At 70.7% G+C, this 18993-nt stretch carries 19 protein-coding genes and 4 pseudogenes; 22 read left to right on the forward strand and 1 reads right to left on the reverse strand.

The annotated features are described in order from the left end of the window. Positions 1 to 206 precede the first annotated feature (206 nt). The 19 genes and pseudogenes from pyrR to GBA65_RS26380 all read left to right on the forward strand — a co-directional run. Positions 207 to 726: pseudogene (gene pyrR, locus GBA65_RS26370) on the forward strand (bifunctional pyr operon transcriptional regulator/uracil phosphoribosyltransferase PyrR). After that, entirely contained in the window at positions 716 to 1642 is a 927-nt protein-coding gene (locus GBA65_RS10475) for an aspartate carbamoyltransferase catalytic subunit (protein ID WP_166396510.1), read from the forward strand. Before pyrR ends, GBA65_RS10475 begins: the two are co-directional and overlap by 11 nt. Then, positions 1639 to 2979 carry a dihydroorotase gene (locus GBA65_RS10480; RefSeq protein ID WP_166396511.1) on the forward strand — a complete coding sequence of 447 codons (1341 nt, stop codon included), beginning with the start codon at positions 1639 to 1641 and terminating at the stop codon, positions 2977 to 2979. The genes GBA65_RS10475 and GBA65_RS10480 overlap by 4 nt, the downstream gene beginning before the upstream one ends. 42 nt (positions 2980 to 3021) lie before the next feature. Next, positions 3022 to 4101, forward strand: a complete 1080-nt coding sequence (gene carA, locus GBA65_RS10485) for a glutamine-hydrolyzing carbamoyl-phosphate synthase small subunit (RefSeq protein WP_166396512.1) — start codon at positions 3022 to 3024, stop codon at positions 4099 to 4101. A 12-nt stretch (positions 4102 to 4113) separates the two neighbouring features. Beyond that, positions 4114 to 7275: a carbamoyl-phosphate synthase large subunit gene (gene carB, locus GBA65_RS10490; protein WP_228281840.1), complete on the forward strand. Its 3162-nt coding sequence runs from the start codon at positions 4114 to 4116 to the stop codon at positions 7273 to 7275. Between the two features lie 7 nt (positions 7276 to 7282). After that, a complete protein-coding gene (locus GBA65_RS10495) occupies positions 7283 to 7624 on the forward strand; it encodes a ferredoxin reductase domain-containing protein (protein ID WP_166396513.1) in 342 nt (113 codons plus the stop codon). A 402-nt stretch (positions 7625 to 8026) separates the two neighbouring features. Beyond that, positions 8027 to 8767, forward strand: coding sequence for a beta/alpha barrel domain-containing protein (locus tag GBA65_RS10500; RefSeq protein ID WP_166396514.1), 741 nt, complete (start codon positions 8027 to 8029; stop codon positions 8765 to 8767). A gap of 242 nt (positions 8768 to 9009) precedes the next feature. Next, positions 9010 to 9288, forward strand: a complete 279-nt coding sequence (locus GBA65_RS10505) for a hypothetical protein (protein WP_166396515.1) — start codon at positions 9010 to 9012, stop codon at positions 9286 to 9288. Continuing rightward, positions 9270 to 9836 carry a guanylate kinase gene (gene gmk, locus GBA65_RS10510; protein ID WP_166396516.1) on the forward strand — a complete coding sequence of 189 codons (567 nt, stop codon included), beginning with the start codon at positions 9270 to 9272 and terminating at the stop codon, positions 9834 to 9836. The genes GBA65_RS10505 and gmk overlap by 19 nt, the downstream gene beginning before the upstream one ends. Position 9837: 1 nt before the next feature. Further along, positions 9838 to 10224, forward strand: a complete 387-nt coding sequence (rpoZ, locus tag GBA65_RS10515) for a DNA-directed RNA polymerase subunit omega (protein ID WP_166396517.1) — start codon at positions 9838 to 9840, stop codon at positions 10222 to 10224. Between the two features lie 37 nt (positions 10225 to 10261). Next, a pseudogene (locus GBA65_RS26375) lies at positions 10262 to 10441 on the forward strand (hypothetical protein); the annotation flags it as partial. Between the two features lie 89 nt (positions 10442 to 10530). Then, complete coding sequence (locus GBA65_RS10520) at positions 10531 to 10677, forward strand: hypothetical protein (protein ID WP_166396518.1); 147 nt, start codon at positions 10531 to 10533, stop codon at positions 10675 to 10677. 109 nt (positions 10678 to 10786) lie between these two features. Next, a pseudogene (locus GBA65_RS10525) lies at positions 10787 to 11346 on the forward strand (phosphopantothenoylcysteine decarboxylase domain-containing protein); the annotation flags it as partial. 50 nt (positions 11347 to 11396) lie between these two features. Then, entirely contained in the window at positions 11397 to 12590 is a 1194-nt protein-coding gene (gene metK, locus GBA65_RS10530) for a methionine adenosyltransferase (protein ID WP_228281841.1), read from the forward strand. Further along, complete coding sequence (locus tag GBA65_RS10535; protein WP_166396521.1) at positions 12591 to 14012, forward strand: primosomal protein N' family DNA-binding protein; 1422 nt, start codon at positions 12591 to 12593, stop codon at positions 14010 to 14012. Positions 14013 to 14111: 99 nt separating this feature from the next. Beyond that, positions 14112 to 14393 carry a hypothetical protein gene (locus tag GBA65_RS10540; protein ID WP_166396522.1) on the forward strand — a complete coding sequence of 94 codons (282 nt, stop codon included), beginning with the start codon at positions 14112 to 14114 and terminating at the stop codon, positions 14391 to 14393. Between the two features lie 495 nt (positions 14394 to 14888). Continuing rightward, on the forward strand, positions 14889 to 15398 hold the full coding sequence (gene def / locus GBA65_RS10545; protein ID WP_166396523.1) for a peptide deformylase: 510 nt from the start codon (positions 14889 to 14891) through the stop codon (positions 15396 to 15398). Positions 15399 to 15413: 15 nt separating this feature from the next. Further along, entirely contained in the window at positions 15414 to 16331 is a 918-nt protein-coding gene (locus GBA65_RS10550) for a methionyl-tRNA formyltransferase (RefSeq protein WP_166396524.1), read from the forward strand. Positions 16332 to 16586: 255 nt separating this feature from the next. Continuing rightward, positions 16587 to 16718, forward strand: a pseudogene (locus GBA65_RS26380) (hypothetical protein); the annotation flags it as partial. Here GBA65_RS26380 and GBA65_RS24260 read toward each other — a convergent pair. Beyond that, on the reverse strand, positions 16655 to 16870 hold the full coding sequence (locus tag GBA65_RS24260) for a hypothetical protein (RefSeq protein WP_228281842.1): 216 nt from the start codon (positions 16868 to 16870) through the stop codon (positions 16655 to 16657). The pseudogene GBA65_RS26380 and the gene GBA65_RS24260 overlap by 64 nt on opposite strands. Before the next feature lie 239 nt (positions 16871 to 17109). On the opposite strand from GBA65_RS24260, the gene GBA65_RS10560 reads away from it, so the two are divergent. The 3 genes from GBA65_RS10560 (at position 17110) to pilM (GBA65_RS10570) (ending at position 18968) form a co-directional block, all read left to right on the forward strand. Further along, complete coding sequence (locus GBA65_RS10560; RefSeq protein WP_166396525.1) at positions 17110 to 17910, forward strand: prepilin peptidase; 801 nt, start codon at positions 17110 to 17112, stop codon at positions 17908 to 17910. 19 nt (positions 17911 to 17929) lie between these two features. Then, complete coding sequence (pilM, locus tag GBA65_RS10565; protein WP_166396526.1) at positions 17930 to 18454, forward strand: type IV pilus biogenesis protein PilM; 525 nt, start codon at positions 17930 to 17932, stop codon at positions 18452 to 18454. A gap of 97 nt (positions 18455 to 18551) precedes the next feature. Then, entirely contained in the window at positions 18552 to 18968 is a 417-nt protein-coding gene (pilM, locus tag GBA65_RS10570; RefSeq protein WP_166396527.1) for a pilus assembly protein PilM, read from the forward strand. Positions 18969 to 18993 lie beyond the last annotated feature (25 nt).

Below are 18993 nucleotides of genomic sequence, written 5' to 3' on the forward strand. Positions count from 1 at the left end.
GACCAGGGTCCTGCGGGCGAGGCGCAGGGCGGGCTCGCTTGATTCCCAACGGCCGCTTTGGTAGTGTCACCGGAAATTTGCCGATCCTTTAACGGCGCCCCGTGAGGCGCGAAGGGGGTAGTAGCTTGAGACGTTCGAGCGCCGACGCTCGTCGGCACGACAGGCGCGGCCGGGCGGAGACGCCGGCCGGGGGCCGAAGTTCCGAGATCCTCTCCAAAGACGGACTCGACCGCTCCCTGAGGCGCATCTCGCACGAAATCCTGGAGCGCAACGCAACCTGCTTGGAAGATCTGGCCCTCGTCGGCGTGCTCACGCGGGGGTGCCGCTGGCGCGCAGGATCGCGGAGAACATAAAGCGCTTTGAGGGCCTGGAGGTGCCGGTCGGCTCCCTGGACATCACGCTCCACCGCGACGACCTCGGGGACCACGGCGAGGAGCCGGAGGTGAGGGGAGCCGCCTGCCGTTCGACGTCGCGGGTAAGACGGTCGTCCTCGTCGACGACGTGCTCTACACGGGCCGGACCAGCCGGGCCGCGATGGACGCCCTCCTGGAGATGGGCCGGCCGGCGGCGATACGGCTCGCGATCCTCGTAGACCGGGGGCACCGCGAGCTGCCCATCCGGGCGGACTACGTCGGCAAGAACGTCCCGACCAGCCGCGCCGAGACCGTGCGGGTCAGGCTCGTCGAGACCGACGGAGAAGACGGGGTGATCACCGTTGCGCGCTAGAAACCTGCTCTCGCTGGAAGAGACGAGCCGCGCCGAGCTCCGCGAGGTGCTCGACCTCGCGCGCGAGCACGCCGCCGGTCCCCTGGACCGCCCGCTCGCCGGCAAGACCGTCTGCCTCGCCTTCTTCGAGGCCTCCACGCGCACCGCCGTCTCCTTCGAGCTCGCCGCCCGCAGGGCCGGGGCCGACGTCATCTCACTCTCCGAGAAGGGCTCGTCGCTCGAGAAGGGCGAGGGCCTGATCGACACGGTGGTCACCCTCGACAGCCTCGGGGCCGACGCCATAGTCCTGCGCCACCCCGCCGCCGGAGCGGCCAGAATCGCCGCCCTCCACACGGGGGCCGCGGTCGTCAACGCCGGCGACGGGCGCGGGCAGCACCCGACCCAGGCCCTCCTCGACCTCCACGCCCTCTCGGACCGCTTCGGGGGCTTCGACGAGCTGATCGGCCGCAGGGTCGCCGTCGTCGGAGACGTGCTGCACAGCCGGGTGGCGCGCAGCGTGATCCCGGCCTTCCGGGCCGCCGGGATGGAGCTCGCCATCGTCGCCCCCCGGACCCTGCTGCCGCTCGAAGCCGACGCCTGGGGCCTCCCCGTGCTCCCCTCGGTCGACGACGCGATCGACTGGGGCGCCGACGTCCTCTACGCCCTCCGCCTGCAGAAGGAGCGCATGACGGGCGGCTCCCCGCGCGTCCCCTCCGTCCCCGAGTACGCCCGGTACTACGGCGTGGCGAAGCGGCACCTCGCGGCCGGGGCCCTCGTGATGCACCCGGGGCCTGTCAACCGGGGCGTCGAGGTCGCGGGCGACGTGGTCCTGGACGCCTCTTCGCTTATCCCGGATCAGGTCGGATCCGGCGTCGCCGTCCGCTCGGCCGTCCTCGCCCTCACCATGGGCGCCGTCCCGAGCAGGGTAGCCGCGTGACGCACGGGGCACCTACGAACATCCCCACACACGGGCCGGACGACCTCGTCGTCCGCGGCGCCCACGTCCTCGACCCGGCCTCCGGCCTCGACGGGGTGATGGACGTCCGGGTCTCCGGCGGGCGCGTCGCCGAGGTCGGCGAGGGGCTGAGGGGCACCCGGAGCCTCGACGCCGACGGGCTCCACCTCTTCCCCGGTTTCACGGACGTACACGCCCATTGGCGCACCCCGGGCCGGGAGGACGAGGAGACGGTAGAGACCGGCTCTGCCGCGGCGGCGGCGGGCGGCTTCACGGGCGTGGTGATGATGCCGAACACGGACCCCGTGATCGACCGTCCCGTCGTCGTCTCCGGGCTGGTCCGGCGCGTCGAGGGGGAGTCGCGGGTTCGCGCCTACGTCTCGGCGGCCCTGCACGAGGGCTTGAAGGGCGAGCGCCTGACGGAGATGCGCCTGATGAGGGAGGCCGGCGCGTTCTGCGTCTCCGACGACGGGCTCGGCACGCAGTCCGCGGGCGTCTTGCGCAACGCGATGCTCTACGCCAAGGACGCGGGGATGCCCGTGATCCTCCACTGCGAGGACCACACCCTCGCGACGGGCGTCGTCCACGAAGGGGTCGCGGCGGCCCTGGCCGGGCTCCCCGGCTCCCCCGGCAGCGCCGAGGACGTCGCCACGGCGACCGCGCTCGTCCTCGCCGCCGAGACCGGCGCGAGGGTCCACGTCACCCACGTCTCGACCGCGCTCTCGGCCGCCCTCGTGGGCTTCTTCAAGGGGAACGTCCCCGGCGCGGACGTCACGGCGGACACGACGCCGCACCACCTGACGCTCACGGACGAGCTCGTCCGGACCCTCGAAGGGATGTACCGGGTGAACCCGCCCCTGAGGCCGGAGGGCGACAGGCTGGGCGTCGGAGGGGCCCTGCGGGATGGTATCCTTGACTTCGTCGCGACGGACCACGCGCCGCACGCCTCCGAGGAGAAGGACCTCCCGCTGGAGGAGGCCGCGCCCGGTTTTCTCGGGCACGAGACGGCCTTCTCGGCGCTCTACACGGAGTTGGTGCTGGGCGGGCATCTCTCGCTGGAGAGGCTCGTCGGGGCGATGGCCTCGGCGCCCGGCGCATGGGTCGGCGACGGGGCAGGGAGGATAGCGGAGGGGGCGCCGGCCGACCTCGCGCTCGTGGACCTCTCCGAGGAGTGGACGGTGCGGGGCGAGGGGCTCCTCAGCCGCTCCGGGAACAGCCCCTACATAGGGAGAAGCCTCAAGGGGCGAATCGTCGGTACGATGGTCGGCGGAGAGCTTGTACAGGATCGGACGGGAGCAAGGTTTGGGTCAAGGGCGTAGCATCAACTATCTTGGACCGCTGGCGGGCGGAGCCGGGCCCTCGTGGTCCTGGAGGACGGAACCCACTTCTCCGGCTGGACCTTCGCCGGGGACGGCGACGTAGCGGGAGAGGTCGTCTTCACCACCAGCATGGTCGGCTACCAGGAGACCCTGACCGACCCGTCGTACCGCGGCCAGATCGTGCTCTTCACCTACCCCCTGATCGGGAACTACGGCGTGATCCCCGACGACGCGGAATCCAGAAAGGTTCAGGCCGCCGCCGTCCTCGTCCGCCAGTACACCGAGTACCCGAGCAACTGGGCGAGCGAGCTCTCCCTCGGCGACCTGCTGGAGGCGCACGGCACCCTCGGCGTCGAAGGCATCGACACCCGCGCCCTCACCCGTCACCTGAGGGACAAGGGCGCGATGCGCGGCATCATCTCCACCACGGAGACGAACGTTGAAGTCCTGAGCGAGAAGGCGAAGTCTCACCCTTCGATGGAGGGTCTCGACCTCGCGTCGTCGAGCGCGCAGCTCACCGAGCCGACCCTGCTGCCGGCGTTGGGCGAGGAGCGCTGCCGCGTCGTCGCCCTGGATTACGGGGTGAAGGGCTCCATCTACCGCGAGCTCAGGAGCCGCGGCGCTACCGTCCTCGCGGTGCCCGGCTCGACGGGGGCCGAGGAGATCCTGAGTTACCGTCCCGACGGCATCTTCCTCTCCAACGGGCCCGGCGACCCGGCCGCCCTGGAGAAGGCCGCCGCGACGGTCGAGGACGTCATGGGCGAGGCGCCGGTCTTCGGCATCTGCCTCGGCCACCAGCTTCTCGGGCTCGCCCTCGGGTGCATCACCTACAAGATGCCCTTCGGCCACCACGGGGCGAACCACCCCGTGAGGAACCTGGAGACGGGCAAGATCGAGATCACGAGCCAGAACCACGGCTTCGCGGTCGTCGGGGAGAAGCTCCCCGAGGGCGTCGAGCTCACGCACCAGAACCTCTACGACGGCACGGTCGAGGGCCTGAAGAGCTCCTCGCTCCGCGCCTGGAGCGTCCAGTACCACCCCGAATCGAGCCCCGGGCCCCACGACTCGGGCTACCTCTTCGACGATTTCGTCGAGGTGGCCTCCGGCGCCCGGGCGCTCTAGAGGAGACCTTTCTTGCCGCGCCGCAACGACCTTTCGAGCATCCTCATCATCGGCTCCGGCCCGATAGTCATCGGCCAGGCCGCCGAGTTCGACTACTCGGGAACTCAGGCCTGCCGGGCCCTGCGCGACGAGGGCTACCGCGTCATCCTCGTCAACTCCAACCCCGCCACGATCATGACCGACCCCGAGCTCGCGGACGTGACCTACGTCGAGCCCCTCACGGTCGAGACGGTGGCGGAGATCCTGCGCCGCGAGCGCCCCGACGCCCTGCTCCCGACCCTCGGCGGCCAGACGGCCCTGAACCTCGCCATCGAGCTGCACGAGGCGGGCGTCCTCGAAGACCTCGGGGTCGAGCTCCTCGGCGCCTCGGTCCCCTCGATCCAGATGGCCGAGGACCGCCAGCTTTTCCGAGAAGCGATGGACAGGATCGGCCTGAAGGTCCCCGAGAGCGAGGTCGTGAGCCGCGTCGACGAGGCGCTGGAACTGGCCGCGCGCATCGGGTACCCCCTGATCCTGCGCCCCAGCTTCACCCTCGGCGGCAAGGGCGGCGCCACCGTCCACGACGCCGAGGAGCTGCGCACCGCCGTCGACGACGCCCTGGACGCCAGCCCCGTCCGCAGCGTCCTCGTGGAGCGCAGCGTCGCGGGCTGGAAGGAGTTCGAGCTCGAGGTCATGCGAGACGTCGTCGACAACGTCGTCGTCGTCTGCTCCATCGAGAACATCGATCCCATGGGCGTCCACACCGGCGACTCCATCACCGTCGCCCCCGCCCAGACCCTCTCCGACCGCCAGTACCAGACGCTGCGCGACGCATCTTTACGCATAATACGTGAGATTGGGGTTTCGACGGGGGGTTCGAACATACAGTTCGCGGTCGACCCCGACGCGGACGACTTCTACGTGATCGAGATGAACCCGCGGGTATCGAGGAGCAGCGCGCTGGCGAGCAAGGCGACGGGTTTCCCGATCGCGAAGATAGCGGCGAAGCTCGCGGTGGGTTACTCGCTGGACGAGATCCCGAACGACATCACCCGCGCGACCCCGGCCTCCTTCGAGCCGGCGCTGGACTACGTGGTCACCAAGATCCCGCGGTTCGCCTTCGAGAAGTTCCCGGCGGCGGCGCCGCGCCTCTCCACGAAGATGCACAGCGTCGGCGAGGTCATGGCCATCGGCCGGACGTTCACGGAGAGCCTTCTGAAGGCTATGGTTTCGCTGGAGGTAGAGCCCCAGGACATAAAGGCCAGCCTCGACGAGCCGAACCCGTACAGGATCTTCGCCGTCTTCGACGCCTTGCGGGCGGGGTCGGATATACCCGAGATCTGCGACAAGACGAAGATCGACCCGTTCTTTATCGCCTCCATAGCCAGGATCGTCGCGGCCGAGGGCTCCGTCTCGGAGACGCTCTCGGCGGAAGAGCTCATGGAGCTCAAGCGGACCGGCCTCCCGGACGAGGCGATAGCCACAGCGGCGGGCACGTCGACCGAGGTGATACGGGGCGTCCGCAGGGCTCTCGGCGTCCGACCGACCTACAAGTCCGTCGACACCTGCGCCGGGGAGTTCCCCGCCCGCACGCCCTACTTCTACTCGACCTACGAGGTCGAGGACGAGGTCGTCCGGGGCGAGAACCCGTCCGTGGTCGTCCTCGGGAGCGGCCCGAACCGCATCGGGCAGGGCATCGAGTTCGACTACGCCTGCGTGCACGCGAGCTACGCGCTGGTCGAGGCCGGCTACGACGCGGTGATGGTCAACTCAAACCCCGAGACCGTCTCGACGGACTACGACACCTCGACGAGGCTCTACTTCGAGCCGCTGACCGCCGAGCACGTCCTGGAGGTCGTACGGCGCGAAAGGCCGGAGGGCGTGGTGCTCCAATTCGGCGGCCAGAGCCCCCTGAAGCTCGCCGACGAGCTCGAAAAGAACGGCGTCAAGATCCTCGGCACCACCCCCGACGCCATCGACCTCGCCGAGGACCGCTCCCGCTTCGGGGCGCTCCTCGAAGAGCTCGGCATCCCGCATCCACGGTTCGGGACGGCATCCTCGGCCGAGGAGGCGAGGACCGTCGCCCACGAGCTCGGCTATCCCGTGGTCGTGCGGCCATCTTACGTCCTCGGGGGGCGCAGGATGGAGATCGTCTACGACGACACGGATCTCGACCTGTATTTGAGGTCCAGCGTGAGCACGGACCCGGAGCACCCGATCCTCATCGACAAGTTCATGGAGGACTACATGGAGGTCGACGTGGACGCCGTCTCCGACGGGAGGACGTCTACGTCGGCGGGATCATGGAGCACGTCGAGGAGGCGGGGTTCACTCCGGCGACTCGAGCTGCGTGACCCCCCGATCTCGCTGCACAGGGCGCTCCTCGAGCGCATCGAGGACTACACGCGCCGCCTCGCCCTCTCGGTCGGGGTGGTCGGGCTGATGAACATACAGTTCGTCGTCCGGGGCGAGGACGTCATGGTGATCGAGTGCAACCCTCGCGCCTCCCGGACGGTGCCGTTCGTCTCCAAGGCGACCGGGGTGCCCCTCGCGAAGGTGGCGACGCGCGTCCTCGTCGGCGAGAAGCTGCGGGATATGAGCCTCGGGTCGCACACGAACGGCCGCTTCAGCGTCAAGGCGCCGGTCTTCCCGTTCGACCGCTTCGCGGGCGTCGACCCCCTGCTCGGCCCCGAGATGCGCTCGACCGGCGAGGCGATGGGGATAGATCCGACCTTCGGCGGCGCCTTCGCCAAGGCGCTGACGGCGGCGGGCCAGACCCTCCCCGCGAGCGGCCGGGTCTACATCTCGGTCGCCAACCGCGACAAGCGCACCGTCGTCCTCATAGCGCGGGCGTTCGCCGACCTCGGGTTCGAGCTCTTGGGTAGCGAAGGCACGGCCGAGGTTCTGAGCAACAACGGCCTCAGAGTGTCCGTCGTCCCGAAGATAGGGGTCGGCGAGGACGACGTGCTCGGGCTCATAGAGCGGGACGGGGTCGACCTGATCGTCAACACCCCGTGGGGCCGGGGTGCGAGGACGGACGGCTACCAGATCCGTCGCAAAGCCCTCATGCACGGTGTCCCCTGCATAACGACGCTCGCCGGAGCGGCGGCGGCGGTACAGGGCATAGAGTCGAAGATAAGGGGCGGCCTCGGGCGCGTAAACTCCCTCCAGAGCCTCTACGCCGCGAGGGCCTGACCCTCCGTTGAAGCTCCACCCCGTCGAGGTGCTTAGCAGGGAGGAGCACGGCCGCCACGTCCTCCTTCGCTACGGGTGGACGGGCGCCGCTCCGCAGCCCGGCCAGTTCGTCATGGCCCGCCCCGGGCGGCACGCGGGCCTCGACCCCTTCCTCCCCCGGCCCCTCTTCGCTCATGACCACGACGGCGAGGTCGCGAGCCTGCTCTTCGAGGTCCGCGGACGCGGCACCGCCCTCCTCGCCGAAGAGGACGCGGGACTCCTCGTCAGCGCGCCGCTCGGGCACGGTTTCGCCGTTCGAAGCGGCGGACCCGTTGCCCTGATCGGCGGGGCGTCTGGGTCTCGCCCTTGAAGCTTCTCTCCCGGCGGCTGGAGGACTCGGGGATCGAGCACGACGTCTACCTGGAGGTTCCGGGGATGCCCGGAGGCCTACGCCAGCTTCCTGCGCTCCCGCTACGAGGGCGCGACGCTCGTCGAGACGGGGGGGCCGGGGACCCCTCGCGGGCGGTCCTCGACCGGGTCGGAGACCTCTCTCGCTACGCCGCGCTCTACGCGAGCGGGACGGCGGAGACCCTCGGCGCGACGAAGCGCGCGGCCGTCGACGGGGTGGTCCCCGCCCAGCTCGCCCTCCGGGAGAGGATGGCCTGCGCCAACGGCTCCTGTTACGGTTGCGCCGTCCCGTGTGGGAGGCGGGGGAGAAGACGTACCAGAGGACCTGCGTGGAGGGCCCGGTCTTCGAGGCGGAGGCGCTGGCGTGGTAGCCGGATCCGGGGACACGGTGATGGCGGGAGCCCTCGCCGTCGAGCTCTGCGGCATACCCCTGCGGACCCCCCTGATCCCCGCCGCCGGCACCCTCGGCAAGGAGGCGCTCGACGGCTCTGAGGAGGTCTACGGGGCGATGCTCCCGAAGACCGTCACGCCGGGGCCGCGCGCGGGCAACCCGCCGCCGCGCCTCGCGGAGGCGCCGTCCGGCATGATCAACTCCATCGGACTCCAGAACCCCGGCCTCGACGCCTTCCTCAAAGACCTCGACGCCTTCCACGCGGTCGGCCTCCCGCTCTTCGTCTCCGTCGCGGGCGACACGGTCGCCGAGTTCGCCTCGACGTGCGGGGCGCTGGCCTCCGACGGCCGCGTCTCGGCCGTCGAGCTCAACCTCTCCTGCCCGAACGTCGAGCACGGCGGCGGGACCTTCTGCGCCGGCCCCTCGACCGTCGGGGAGGTCGTGGCGGCCTCGAGGGAGGCGCTGGGCGGGGCGAAGCCGCTGCTCGTGAAGCTGGCGAACGACGGCGTGACATCCAACGCGGTGGCGGCGGAGGACGCGGGCGCGGACGCCGTCACGGTCATAAACACCCTCCCGCGCTCGTCGTGGACGCGGGGGAGAGGCGCGTCTTCCTGCGCGGGGGCTCTCGGGCCGGCGATCAAACCCGTCGCGCTCCGGGCGGTCTACGAGGTCTCGCGGGCCGTGAGGATCCCCGTCGTCGGCTGCGGGGGGTGACGAGCGGCACCGACGTCGCCGAGTTCATGCTCGCGGGGGCGACGGCGGTGCAGGTCGGGGCGGGCGGCTTCGTGCGGGAGCCCGGGCGATGCTCGCCGAGTTCGAGGAGTACCTGCGCGACGGCGGGTTGCTCGCCAGGGAGCTCCCCCTGGCCATCGGAACTTGAAGGGTTACGCTGGTATAATTTCGGGTCGATGCTGAGGCGCGCACCAGAGAGAACTTCGCAGGAACGCCGCAGCGCGTTGGAGGAGGCCAACCGGATCCGGTTCGCCCGCGCCGACGCGAAGCGAGAGCTCAAGAGCGGAGGAAGAAACATCTACGGCCTGCTCATGGACCCTTCCGAGGAGCTCAAGGGCGCCAAGGTCGAGGAGATGCTCCTCGCCGTCCGCGGGATGGGGCGGGTAAAGGTCACCAGGATTCTTCGCGAGGCGGGTGTGAGCCGGTCGAAGACCCTCGTCGGCCTCACGCACGGCCAGCGCGACCGCCTGCTCGAGGCTCTGGGTTGCGACGAGGACGCCTGATCGTCGTCTCCGGGCCCTCCGGAGCAGGCAAATCCACCCTTATCCGCCAGGCCCTCTCGGAGGTCCCCGAGCTGGCCTACTCGGTCTCCGCGACCACCCGCAAGCCCCGCGAGGGCGAGGTCGACGGCCGCGACTACCTCTTCATATCGCGCGAGGAGTTCGAGCGCTGGATCGAGGAGGGCAGGTTCCTGGAGTGGGCCGAGTACTCGGGCAACCTCTACGGGACGCCGGAGGAGAAGGTCGAGGAGTTCCTCGACGAGGGGCGCTCGGTGATCCTGGAGATAGAGCTTCAGGGGGCGCGCAAGGTGCGCGAGAAGCGGCCGGACGCGGTGATGGTCTTTGTCAGGGCGCCGTCCCTTGAGGAGACCCGGAAGCGCCTCGAGGGCCGGGCGACCGAGGACACCGAGGCGATGGAGCTGCGCATGGCGACGGCCCTCGGCGAGGTTGCGGCCATGGACGAGTTCGACCGCGAGGTCGTCAACGGGGACCGTGAGCGGGCGCGGGAAGATATGATCAGGACGATGAGAGAGATTATAGGAGGCAAGTGAGATGCTGAACGAGCTGAAGATAGACAACCTTCTCGGCAAGGTCGACTCGCGCTACGGGCTCGTGCTCGCGGGCGCGCGCCGCGCGCGCCAGATCAACGAGTACACCGCGACCCTGGGGCTGAACGATTCGCTCGGCATCCCCGGTCCGCAGGTCCACACCCGCTCCCAGCACCCCCTGAGCATCGCCTTCGAGGAGCTCCGCTCCGGCAAGCTCGAGGTCGGCTTCAAGAAGTCCCAGGAGGAGCTGGAGCATGAGGTCGAGCAGGAGGTCGGGGCCGCCGGCGGCGACGCCTTCGGCGTGAACGCCGGGATCCCCGGTACGGGCCCGACGGTCGGCGAGCCGCAGGAGGACGGCGGCGACGACCCGGACGGCGAGGGCGCCGCTTAAACAGAACCCGGGCGCCCTCCCCGCCGTGATCCTCCTCGTGGTCGGCCCGGGACCGGGCTCTCTCCGCGCCCCCGAGGTTGCCCGCGAGCTCTCCTCGGCCGGGCACGAGGTCGAGGTCTTTCTGGAGCCGCGCGCCCGGCTCTTCGCCGGTCCGGCGGCCTTCGCGACCGTGGCTCGCGTCGTCGGTGTGCCGACCGCCGCGCCCGAGGCCGCCGTCTTCGCCCCCGCGACCGCCGCAACCCTGGCACGCCTCGCCCGGGCGTGGGGGCGCGGCCTCCCCTTCGACGTCGCTGCGGGCGTCCCGCGGTGGTCGCGCCCGAGCTCGACGAGGCCACCGCCGCGCACCCCGCCGTGCGGGAGAACCTGGCGCTGCTGGAGGCGGACGGCTTCCGCGTCTTCGGCGGCGCCGGCGGGGAGATGGCCTCGCCCGTGGGGTGGCCGGCGCCCTGCTGAACGCGATGGACGGGCCGCTCTCCGGCATGCGGGTCTTGATCACGGCCGGGGGACGCGGGAGCCCATCGACCGGGTGCGGGTCGTCAGCAACCGCTCGTCGGGGAAGATGGGGCGCGCCGTCGCCCGCGAGGCGTGGCGCCGCGGCGCCGGGGTGACGGTCGTCGCGGCGAACGTCGAGGGGGCCGAGCCGGGGTCACCTGGGTCCCGGTCGAGACCTACGCGGAGCTCGAGGAGGCGACCGTGCGCCTCGCGCCCGAGGCCGATGCCCTGATCATGGCGGCGGCCGTCTCGGACTTCACCCCGGCCGAGGTAGAGGAGGGGAAGATACGGCGCGGCGGGCGGAAGGAGTTGGAGCTCAGACTCGTCGCGACCGGCGACATACTGCGGGCCGTTCGCGAGGGGAACCCGGAGCTCTTTATGGTAGGATTCGCCGCGACGCATGGGAACCCCGTGTCCGACGCCCGTGAGAAGCTGGGGCGAAAGGGTGTGGACCTCGTGGTGGGGAACGACGTTTCGCTCGCGGGGGCCGGGTTCGGCTCCGACGACAACGAGGTATACATCGTCGGCCCCGAAGGCGAGCAGTTCGTACCCCGGGCGTCCAAGCGGGAGGTGGCCGGTCGGATACTGGACGCCCTCGCTGCCAACATAGGCGAGGAAAGGGCTGGTTGATGGCTGAGAGGACGGTACCTAGGACGTCGGAAGAGGGGGGCGAGTCCGGCTTGGCCACCTCGCACCTCTTCACCTCCGAGTCGGTAACCGAGGGGCACCCGGACAAGATAGCCGACCAGATCTCCGACGCCATCCTCGATGCCGCCCTCGCGCGGGACCCCATGAGCCGGGTCGCCTGCGAGACGCTCGTCACGACCGGCCTCGTCGTCGTGGCCGGTGAGATCACGACCGAGACCTACGTGGACATCCCGACCATCGTGAGGAGCAAGGTCTCCGAGATCGGCTACACCCGCGCCAAGTTCGGCTTCGACGCCGAGACGTGCGGCGTGATCGTCTCCATCGACCCGCAGTCGGCGGACATCGCCCAGGGGGTCGACCGCGCGATGGAGGTCCGCGAGTCCGAGATGACGGAGTCCGAGCTCGACGAGGTCGGGGCCGGGGACCAGGGGATGATGTTCGGATACGCCTGCCGCGAGACCGAGGAGCTCATGCCGCTGCCCATCACCCTCGCCCACGCCCTTACCCGTCGGCTCTCCGAGGTCAGGAAGTCCGGCGCCCTCCCGTACCTCAGGCCGGACGGCAAGAGCCAGGTGACCGTCCGCTACGAGGGCTCGCGCCCGGTCGCGGTCGACAAGGTCCTGATCTCCGCCCAGCACCAGGACGGGATGGAGGCGCGGATCAAGAACGACCTCCTGGAGGCCGTCATCGAGCCGACCATCCCGGCGGAGTTCTACGAGCGGGGCCGGACGGACATACTGGTCAACCCGACGGGCCGCTTCGTGACCGGCGGCCCCCAGGGCGACGCCGGGCTCACGGGGCGCAAGATCATCGTCGACACCTACGGCGGCGCGATCCCGCACGGCGGCGGGGCTTTCTCCGGCAAGGACCCGACGAAGGTCGACCGCTCGGGCGCCTACGCCGCCCGCTGGGTCGCCAAGAACGTGGTCGCCGCCGGGCTCGCGGAGCGGTGCATGATCCAGGTCGCCTACGCGATCGGGGTCGCCCACCCGGTGAGCCTGCTCGTCGAGACCTTCGGCACCGAGACCGTGGACCGCACGACCCTCCACGCGCTCGTCGAGGAGCACTTCGACCTCAGGCCCGGCGCCCTGATCCGCGACCTCGAGCTCCGTCGCCCGATCTACGCCCAGACCGCCGCCTACGGCCACTTCGGCCGCAGCGAGCCCGGCTTCACCTGGGAGGACACCTCGCGCGCCGCCGACCTGCGCCGCGCCGCCGGCCTGTAATTGACCGGGCCCACGACGACCTCCTCCCGCCGTCGGCGGGGCCCGGCGCGACGGGAAGCGGGACGGGTAGCCAGGGTTAGCCTCCTGATCCCGTCCCACGCCCTCCCGCCCCTCGACTACCTCGTCCCCGAAGACCTCGCCGGCGAGGTCCGGGTCGGCACGGCCGTGACGGCCCCCCTCTCGGGCTACGCCCGCCTCGGCATCGTGGTCGGTCTCGAACGCCAGGGGGAGAACCGGACGCTCGAGGAGGTCCGAACGGTCGTCCCGTCGCTCTCCCTGCGCCCGGCCGTGGTGAGGCTCTGCGGCTGGGCCGCGATGGCCTCGGCCCAGCCGCTCCCGGCCGTCCTCCAGGCGGCACTCCCGCCCGGGGTCAAGCTCGCCTACGAGGTGCTGCGTCCTGCCCGGGACTGGCCCTGGAGGGCGGGGGATTCGGTCACGCGGACGGAGCTGCGCCGTACCCTCGGGGCACCAGCCTCCAGAGCGGCGGAGGTGGAGGGCAGGATCTCCCTCTCCCCGATCCACCCGCGGCGGCGGACCGTGGAGTGGGCCGTGCCTTCGGGGGAAGCGGGCACCGAGCCCCCGACCCGGGCGACCCGTCAGCGGGAGCTTCTCCGGGTTCTGGAGGAGCAACCCGGCGGCCTGCCCGTCCGGGAGCTTCTCCGGATGACCGGCGCCGGGCGCGCCACCTTGAACCAGCTCGTCCGGCGCGGCGCGGTTCGGGTAGAGGAGAGGCCGGACGCAGCCCCGATCTCCTACACGCGCGGCTCGGGGATCGACCTCGACGGGTACCTCGGGGGCGCGAGGCGGGCGCTCGACGGGGGAGGGGCGTGGGTGTGGCGCGCGCCCACGGGCGAGGGGGCCATGGCGGCCGCCGCGATCTCGCGCCTCGCGGCCCGGCGCGGAGGGCAGACCCTGGTGCTCGCGCCGGACGTCGGGTGCGTCGAGAAGCTCGCGCGGGATCTCGTGCGCCTGCTCCCGGCCGGGCTGACGGTCTCCCCCTACCACGGCTCCCTCGGGCGCGAGCGCGCCACGGCGTACGAGGCGGCGCGCAGCGGCGAGGTCGACGTCCTCGTCGGCACGCGGACGGCGGCGCTCGTGCCGCTGGCCTCCCTCGGAGCGATCTGCGTGGTCGACGAGCCGAACGAGGACCACCGGGCCTCGGCGGACCACAAGGGGCTCCACGTCCACGCCCGCGAGCTCGCCATGGCGCGCGCCCGGATCGAGAACGCCGCCGCGATCTTCCTCTCCCCGACCCCCTCGCTCAGGCTCTACGCGCCGGAGAGCGGGACGCGCCGTCTGCCGCCCCGACCGCCGGCTCGCTGGCCCTCGATCGGCGTCGTCGACACGCGCGGAACGGGCGCCGCGCTGAGCTCGTCCCTCGTCGCCGCCTGCCGCGAGACCGTCGGGTCGGGGGGCGGGTAGGCGTCGTGGTCGGCAGGCGCGGCCTCGCCACCAGCGTCTCCTGCGGCCGGTGCGGGCACGTCCTGCTCTGTCCCTCTTGCGAGCGTCCGCTCGCCCCGCATGGCGGGGGGCCGCGAGCGCCGCCTCGAAGAACGGCTCGCCGAGCGGCGCCCTGGTCTGCGGGGGTGCGGGCTGCGGGAGGGGACCCCGGGCTCTTGCCCGGCCTGCGGGACCGCGCGTCTCATGGCCGTCGGCCTCGCCGCGGAGGGGGTGAGGGACGCCCTCGCGGACGAGCTCGGGGTGGTGGTTGGGCTGGCGTCGGTCGAGGATCGGGACGGCGGGGGGCGAGGGTCGTGGTGGGTACGCCGCGGCTCGTCCTATGCGGGGCGTGGGAGACCGTGATCGTTCCGGAGGCGGACGCGTTCTTGTCGGGTTCGTTCTCTGCCGAGAAGGGCTTCAGGGTTCTGTACCGGGCGGCGGAGGCGAGCCGGACCAGGGTCCTCGCGCAGACGCGTACGCCGGAGCATCCCGCGCTTCTGGCGGCGCTCCGGGGCGACTACGAGTCCTTCGCGGAGAGGGAGCTTCCGAGGCGCCGGACTCTGGGCTATCCGCCGCACGGCCACATGGCGGAGATCTCGCTAAGCGGGCCCGAGGGCGAGGTGCGGCGTGCGGTAGAATCCAAGCTGCGGCCGGCCCTCGGGCCGGGGGTTACGGCGACGGACCCCATGCCGCTTGCGGCGTCCGGGCACGACGGGGGGCGTACCGTGTGGCGGCTGCTCCTCCGGGGGCGCGCCCGCGCCGAGGTCGCGTCGGCCGCGGCGGTCGTAGCGAAGGCGGCGGCCGGGACCGGCGGCAAGCTCCGGGCGCGGATCGAGATGGACCCGAGGAGGTATGAACATGGCACACGAGATCAGGACGTTCGGCGACCCCGTGCTGAAGTCGAGGGCGACGCCGGTCAAGGAGTTCGACGATTCCTTGCAGAAGCTCGCCGAAGAGATGCTGAAGATCATGCGCGAGAACGACGGGGTCGGCCTGGCGGCGAACCAGATCGGCCGCCTCAAGCGCATCCTCGTCGCCGCGTACGAGGAGGAGAACGGGGAGACGGTGGAGTTCGCCGTCGTGAACCCGAAGATCGAGGAGCGCTCGGAGGAGACCGATAAGCTGGAGGAGGGCTGCCTCTCGCTGCCCGGCACGAGGGTGGACGTCGAGAGGCCGACGGCGGTGACGATCACGGGACAGAACCCGTCCGGCGAGCCCCTGCGGGTGGAGGCCGAGGGCCTCCTCGCGCGCATCTTCCAGCACGAGATCGACCACCTCGACGGCGTCCTCATCCTGGACCGCACCGACCGCGAGTCGCGCAAGCAGGCCATGCGCGAGATGCGCGAGCGCAACCTCGCCCGCGGCTAGCGTCCCCGACGCCCCATGAAGCTAGCCTTCGCCGGCACCCCGAGCTTCGCCGCGACGATCCTGCGGGGCCTCCTGGGCTCCGAGCACGAGGTCGGGCTCGTGATCTCCCAGCCCGACCGGCCCCGGGGCCGGGGCCGGAAGGTCACCCGTAGCCCCGTCGCGGAGCTCGCCACCGAGGCGGGGCTCTCGCTGGCTCAGCCCGCCCGCATCGGCGAGGCGGCCGGGGAGATCTCCGCCCACGACGCCCTCGTCGTCGCCGCCTACGGCCAGATTCTGCGCGCCGATACCATCTACGCGGCCCCCTCGGGGCCTGGAACGTCCACGCCTCCCTGCTCCCCCGCTACCGCGGCGCCGCCCTATCGAGCGCGCCATCATGGCGGGGAGGGGGAGACCGGCGTCTCCTTGATGCGCATGGACGAGGGCCTCGACACCGGCCCCTTCGCCCTACAACTCAGGACGCCCATCCCGCCCGACATGACCGGGGGCGAGCTCACCGCCGCGCTCGCGGAGCTTGGAGCTAAAGCTGTGGTAGAGGGTATGTCTAGCCTCGCCAAAAAAATGCTAACCCTCACCGAACAGGATAACGATCTGGCCACCTACGCACCTAAACTCGGGGATGAGGAGAGGGTGATACGGTGGGGTGAGCCGGTCGAAAGGGTGCACGATCGGGTCCGTGCTCTTACACCACATATAGGAGCACGCGCCTATCATCCGGATCTGTCCGGTCCGATCAAGGTGCTGCGCGCCAGGATCTCCGAGAAAAACGTTCGAAGAGGAGTCCCGGGAACTATTTTACCTGCAAAGGAGCACATTCTGGTGGCGTGCGGCGAGGGAGTGTTGGAGGTTCTGGAGCTTCAAGCGCCGGGCTCGAAGATGCTCTCGGCACCGGATTTCTTGCGTGGAAGGCGGTTGGAGGGCACTTTTTCGTCCTGAGTGGGCACTACCTGTAGTGGGTAGTCTCGCGCATTCACTCACCATGTAGAGATAAGCGCGAGCCCTATGCCACGATGCTAGAATGCCACGCATGGGCCACCCAACCGTGTCGGAGAGGAGACCGAGATAACCGAGCCCGGGGCAAGTACTGGCATACCTCAACCGCAAGTTCAGGTTCAAGAAATCGGCCTCGACGACGGTGTCAGGGTAGCGATCGTCGGGGCCGGCGGTTATGGGCGACTGGCGCTGGATGTCCTGGTAGCTTCGGGTTTTTCGTCGCTCGTGATCGGCTTCTACGACGACGCTCACGCTGCGCTTCCGGCTCACGTTCGGGGTTTTCCGGTGCTCGGGGACGTGGGGATGTTGAAGAGCATGCTCTCCGTCGAGGAGGTACACGTCATCGTGGCCGTGACGGACAACGCGGCGCGGTTGAGGATAGCCAACTCCGTGCGCGGGTTGGGGGCGAGCTTCTTCACGGCCATACACCCGATGGCGTACGTCTCGTCGGAGGCGACGCTCGGGGACGGCACGGTCGTCACGGCGGGCGCGGTCTTGCACCCGGACTCTTCGGTGGGGAGCCACTGTTACGTGGGCCGGGGCCGTCGTGGATCGGGACGCGATGGTCGGGCCGGGTCGTGGCTCGCGTCCGGGGCGGTCGTGGGTCCGGCGGCGCGGGTCGGGGTGCGGGCCGTGATCGGGCAGAACGCGAGCGTGGGGCGCAGGGCGGTCGTGGAGGAGGACGTCCAGGTCCCCCGCTGCGGGCGGTGGAGGCCGACGCGTGATCGTGGTCGTCGCCGTGCTCTTCGGGCTGGTGGTGGGGAGCTTCCTCAACGTCGTGATACACCGCGTCCCCCTGCGCCAGTCCATCGCCTGGCCGGGCTCGCAGTGCCCGCGGTGCGGCGCTCCCATAAAGAGCTTCGACAACGTGCCGCTCCTCTCGTACCTGTTGCTCCGGGGGAAGTGCCGCAACTGCGGGGCGCGCATCTCGCCGCGCTACCCGCTCGTCGAGGGGCTCACCGGGCTCCTGTTCGGGGTTGCGGCCTACCGCTACGGGCTCTCGCTGGAGCTCGTCTCCGCGCTCGTCCTGATCGGGGTGCTCGTCGCGCTCGCCGGGACGGACCTCGAGTACAGGTTGCTGCCCAACGCGATCGTCTTCCCGGCGACGGCCGTGGGGCTCGTGCTCTCCATAGCGCTGGAGCCGTCGCGCTGGTGGGTGTACGTCGTCTCCACGATCGGGGTGGCGGGGGCGCTCTTCGCGCTCGCCATCGCGCGTCCCGGCGGCATGGGGATGGGGGACGTGAAGATGGGGGGATGCTCGGGCCTTTCTCGGGCTCTACGCCCTGTTGGCCGTCTTTCTCGGGGCGCTGCTCGGGCGGTCGTCGCCGGGGTCCTCATGGCGACGGGGAAGATGGGGCGGAGGACCGCGCTGCCGTTCGGGTGTTCCTCGCGGTGGCGGGGTCCTCGTGTCCTTTGTGGGGTCCGAGATCTGGGGCTCCTACAGCGAACTCTTTCTAGCCCTGATCGGGGAGGTGTAGGGGGATGGGACGTTTCAGGCCGCAGGCCGTGGGGCTGGACATAGACCGCGGGCGATAAAGGCGGTGCAGATCTCGCAGTCCGGCGGCGGCTACACGCTGCAGCACGTCGGGTACCGGAAGCTTCCCGCAGGCGCCGTCGCGGACGGGGAGGTCGCCGACCACGACCTGCTCGCCGCGGAGCTCAAGGAGTTCTGGGGCTCGCACTCGTTCAAGGGCAAGAACGCCTACCTCGGGGTCGCGAACCAGAAGGTCGTCGTGCGTCTCCTGGACTTTCCCAGGATGAGCCCGGACGACCTCAAGGGCGCCATAAACTTCGAGGCCCAGGACCACATCCCCATGCCGGTCGACGAGGCGATCCTCGATTACGTCGTGCTCGGGCCCGCGGGGGAGGGCTCCGACCTCGACCGCATCCTGATCGTGGCGGCGCAGAAGGACATGATCGGGCGCTTCGCCTCCGTGATGCGGACGGCCGGGCTGAGGCCGCAGGGGGTGGACGTGAAGGCCCTCTCGCTCGTCCGCTCGACGCTGCCCAACGCCCTCTTCGACGACGAGGGGCGATCCTGCTGCTCGACGTCGCCACGGAGATAACGAACCTCGTGGTCGCGCAGGGGGGCACCCCGACGCTGACGCGCTTCATCCCCGGGGCTCGGGCTACCTCGCCCAGGTCGTCTCCGAGGTCGCCGACGTGCCCGAGGAAGAGGCCGAGCGCCAGCTTATGAACCCGAAGGTCAGGATCGGGCCGGAGGCGATGGACGACGACGGCGCGGGCGGGGACGACGACTTCGACCCGGCGCTGATGTACGACGTCAGGCGGGGGCTCGAGGACGCGGTCCAGGCGCTCGCCGAGGACGTGCAGCGTTCGATCGAGTACCACTACTCGCAGCCCGGCTCGCGGGAGGTGGCGCAGGTCTTCGTCTCGGGCGAGGGCGCGCTGGTGAACGGTCTCGACGCCTACCTCGGGGAGCTGCTCGGCATCCCGACGCGGCGCGGCGCGCCGTTTCAGAAGCTCGCCGGGAACAAGTCCAACGTGCCGGACGAGCAGCTCAGGGTCATGGAGCCCGTCCTCGCCGTCTCCCTGGGGCTCGCCCTGGAGGAGGCGTGAGCCAGACGAAGCGTAGGGTTGCGCC

The sequence above is a fragment of the Rubrobacter marinus genome (assembly GCF_011492965.1).
Classification (GTDB): domain Bacteria; phylum Actinomycetota; class Rubrobacteria; order Rubrobacterales; family Rubrobacteraceae; genus Rubrobacter_F; species Rubrobacter_F marinus.

Bases quoted from the DNA above. Each gene is read 5' to 3' on its own strand.
- rpoZ (WP_166396517.1), top strand. From the start codon at position 9,838: ATGCTGAACGAGCTGAAGATAGACAACCTTCTCGGCAAGGTCGACTCG.
- GBA65_RS10540 (WP_166396522.1), top strand. From the start codon at position 14,112: ATGGCGGGGGGCCGCGAGCGCCGCCTCGAAGAACGGCTCGCCGAGCGG.
- def (WP_166396523.1), top strand. From the start codon at position 14,889: ATGGCACACGAGATCAGGACGTTCGGCGACCCCGTGCTGAAGTCGAGG.
- GBA65_RS10550 (WP_166396524.1), top strand. From the start codon at position 15,414: ATGAAGCTAGCCTTCGCCGGCACCCCGAGCTTCGCCGCGACGATCCTG.